3 protein-coding genes and 1 pseudogene are annotated in these 3,635 nt (G+C 56.1%); all 4 read right to left on the bottom strand.

All coding sequences use genetic code 11. The annotated features are described in order from the left end of the window. Positions 1-49: 49 nt before the first annotated feature. Positions 50-1,495: an FAD-linked oxidase C-terminal domain-containing protein gene (locus VU18_RS06635; RefSeq protein WP_013145472.1), complete on the bottom strand. Its 1,446-nt coding sequence runs from the start codon at positions 1,493-1,495 to the stop codon at positions 50-52. Further along, positions 1,492-2,439: pseudogene (locus tag VU18_RS06630) on the bottom strand ((Fe-S)-binding protein); the annotation flags it as partial. The gene VU18_RS06635 and the pseudogene VU18_RS06630, both read right to left, overlap by 4 nt. Before the next feature lies 1 nt (position 2,440). After that, a partial coding sequence (locus tag VU18_RS19565) for a (Fe-S)-binding protein (RefSeq protein ID WP_236687311.1) occupies positions 2,441-2,853 on the bottom strand: 413 nt, incomplete at its 3' end. After that, the coding region (locus tag VU18_RS19560) for a hypothetical protein (RefSeq protein WP_047757875.1) at positions 2,853-3,635 on the bottom strand (783 nt) is incomplete at its 5' end. The genes VU18_RS19565 and VU18_RS19560, both read right to left, overlap by 1 nt.

Genomic DNA, 3,635 nt, shown 5'->3' with positions numbered 1-3,635 from the left:
AAGATGATACCATGAAACGAAATGACTGGCAATCGTTTTCAAAAAATTTTCATTTCACTGTCGACGGCGTCTTTGTCTCTACACAACGCCCCGGCGTCGGGAACAGCTTGCCGGCGTTGAGCAAGTTTTTCGGGTTAAACACGTCGCGGATTGCCGTTTGCGCCAAAATTTCCTCATCAGTGAAAATGAAGCGCATCTCTTCTTTTTTCTCAATGCCAACGCCATGTTCCCCTGTAATTGATCCGCCGACCGCCGCGCACGCCTTGAGGCATTCGCTTCCGGCGGCAAGCGCCCGCTCCGTCTCCCCAGGCTTGCTCGCATCAAACAGCACAAGCGGGTGCAAATTGCCGTCGCCGGCGTGGAAAATGTTTGCGATTCTCAGTCCATACTTGCGGCTGATATCGGCGATTTCCCGCAGCACTTCCGGCAGACGGCTGCGCGGAATGACGCCATCTTGCACTAAATAGTCAGGCGAAATCGCCCCCATGGCGCCAAAGCCGGTTTTCCGGTTCGCCCACCAGCGGGCCCGTTCTTCCTCTGACTGGGCGACTTTCACTTCGCGCACATGATGGCGGCGGCAAATCGTTAAAATATCGTTGATTTGTTCGTCGATCCCGGCGGAAATGCCATCCACTTCAATGAGCAACAGCGCGGCGATGTCTTTCGGATGCCCGACCGGAAACGCGGCCGCTTCGACCGCCTCGATGGCCGTTTGGTCCATCATCTCGAGCGCCGCCGGCACGATTCCAGCGGAAATGATGTCGGAAACGGTCTGGCTCGCATCTTCCACTTCGTCAAAATAGGCGAGCACCGTCTGTTTGGCCTCGGGATTTTTCAACAAACGGACGGTGATTTTTGTCACGATGCCAAGCGTCCCTTCCGACCCGGTCAGCAGCCCGAGCAAATCGTAGCCTGGCGGATCGGGAACGCCGTTTCCGCCGATTTCAATCACTTCGCCGTTCGGCAAGACGACTTCAAGCCCTAAAATATGGTTCGTCGTCACTCCGTATTTTAAGCAGTGGGCGCCGCCAGCGTTTTCAGCGACGTTGCCGCCGATCGTGCAGCAATATTGGCTTGACGGGTCGGGCGCATAGTAATAGCCGCGGTGGGCGACCGAGTTCGTCAACTTCAAGTTGACAAACCCCGGCTCGACGACGGCGCGCCGGTTTTCGAGATCGACGTGCAACAGCCGCTTCATCCGCGTTAGGCTGATGACGACTTCGCCGTTTAGCGGAATCGCCCCGCCGCTTAACCCCGTGCCGGCGCCGCGGGCGAGAAACGGAAGATCATGCTCATGGCAGTATTTGACGACCGCCGCCACTTGCTCCGTGCTGTTTGGAAATACAACCGCCCTTGGCAAATGGCGGTGGACGGTGAAGCCGTCGCAGTCATACGCCATTAAATCTTCTTTCCGGTATAAAATCGCCTGTTCCCCAACGATGCGGGCGAGCGCTTGGATGTGCGGGTCGTTCGTTGCAATCGGCCGTTTTCTCATATGCGCACGTCCTTCCCTTCTTCTTTTTGGTACGCCCAATCGAGCAGCTGCACCGTATGGACGATTTTTTGGTTTCGTCCATGTTTCATGACGCCAAGCGCCATTTGCAGCATGCAACCTGGATTGCCCATCGAGATCAGCTCCACCTCTTGCGGCACGTGTTGCATTTTGCTCTCAAGCACCGCTTGTGCCATCTCCGGATGGGTGAGGTTGTAAATGCCGGCGCTGCCGCAGCAACGATCGGCGTTTGGCATGGCGACCATTTCCACCCCCGGAATGCTTTCAATCAAAGCGCGCGGCTCTTGGCGGATGCCCTGGCCATGGGCCAAATGGCACGCATCATGGTAGGTGAGGCGCACGTTCAATTCCGCTTTCGGTGGTTTGAAGCCCGTGTCATGCAAAAATTTGGACACATCCTCAACTTTGGCGGCAAATTGCTCCGCCTTTTCATGCCATTCCGGGTCATGGCGGAACAGTTCCGGATATTCTTTCAACATGCAGCCGCAGCCGGCGGCGTTAACGATGACATGGTCGACATGTTGAAACGCCTCAATATTTTGCTTGGCGAGCTTCCGGCCGGTTTCGCGGTCGCCGGCGTGAACGTGAAGCGCCCCGCAGCACGTCTGGTTCGGGACGATGACGACATCGTTGCCGTTATGGGTCAATACACGGATCGTCGCTTCGTTAATATCACTAAACATAACATCCATGACGCATCCGGTCAAAATCGCGACGGTTCGCTTTGTTTCCCCCTTCGCCTTAATGAGCGGCTGATGTTTATACTTTCTCCGAACCGGCGTACCGACCGCTGGCAAAATCGCCTCCATCTCAGCCAAGTGATCGGGCATGACACGCAGCAGTCCGGTTTTGCGCGCCACCGTCTGCAAGCCGCTTTTTTGGTACCATTTCAGCAGGCGGCCGAGCCAATCGAGGCGCGACGGATGNGGAAAAATGCCTTTTAAGAAAACGTCGCTGACAAGCGCCTTCCAACCGGTGAGCGGAACCGCCTGGCGGAGCTGGCCGCGCACTTGTTCAATGAGCCCACCGACATCGACATCGGCCGGGCAAGCCGTCGTGCATGCACGGCAATCCAAGCACGTAAAAATCGGATCGAGCAAATCAGGCGTCAACTCAAGCTTCCCTTCGCCGACCGACTTCATCAAATGAACGCGGCCGCGCGGAGAGTGCTGTTCTTCACCCGTCTGTTCGTACGTCGGGCATGATTCTAAACACATGCCGCAATGAACGCAATCAGCCCACTTGCTCGGGTCCGGCAAATCGTGAAAACGATAGTTGCCAAGACTCGCGGTCGCACACGCCGGGCTGTCCGCCCGTTCATTGGTCATCGTGCTCATCATTAAATCCCCCCAATAAAGCGTTGATCGTTGACCGTTTTGTTCGGATCGATTTTCCGCTTAATGCCTTCGAGCAAGAAAAAGTACGACGGCTTTCCGCCCCAGACGTCGACGCGCTGGCGCAGCGAAAGCGGCAAATGTTTCACAATCGCGTAGCCGCCAAGGCGAACCGCCGTTTGGCGCAGCTCCTCGATCGCGGTCAACACTCCCTCTTCGCCGCCGTGCATATACGCCTGACAAAGCCCGTGGCCCAATCCGCCGTGCGCCTCGATGCGGACATGGCAACGGTCAGCGATTAAAACGCTTTCACGCAAGATGGAGAGTACATCCAAGTTGACAACCCCGATTTTCACTGCCGCTTCAACACCGTTTTCCGCCTGCTCCAGACGCCCGTTCGGTGCCATCGTGTAAAACGTCCGCCAAAACGCCGCCGTCTCTTCGCCGGCTAAAATGGACATTTCCACCGCTTTCGGCCGCAGTCGTTCAACCCAATGCTCTTGGTAATGGACGGCGTTTTCCACATCTTCAAACCCGATCACAAGCGTATAAACCGGCCGTCCCGTCAGCCGCTCGGAAAGCGCCGGGTTGAGCAGTTCAAAACAAATCGGCTCCATCATTGTATCAAGGAACGAAACGGCAAACGAGCGAATGTCATGAAGATCGCCGCTTGGGAACGACAGCAACACAACGCTTTCATATTTCGCGAGCGGTCGAAGCTTGAGCGTAATCTCGCTCAGCACCCCGAGCGTCCCCATCGCCCCAATGAACAACTTATTCATATCGTA

Origin of the sequence: Geobacillus sp. ZGt-1 (assembly GCF_001026865.1) — a bacterium.
Classification (GTDB): Bacteria; Bacillota; Bacilli; order Bacillales; family Anoxybacillaceae; genus Geobacillus; species Geobacillus thermoleovorans.
This window is presented reverse-complemented; position numbering and strand designations above follow the sequence as displayed.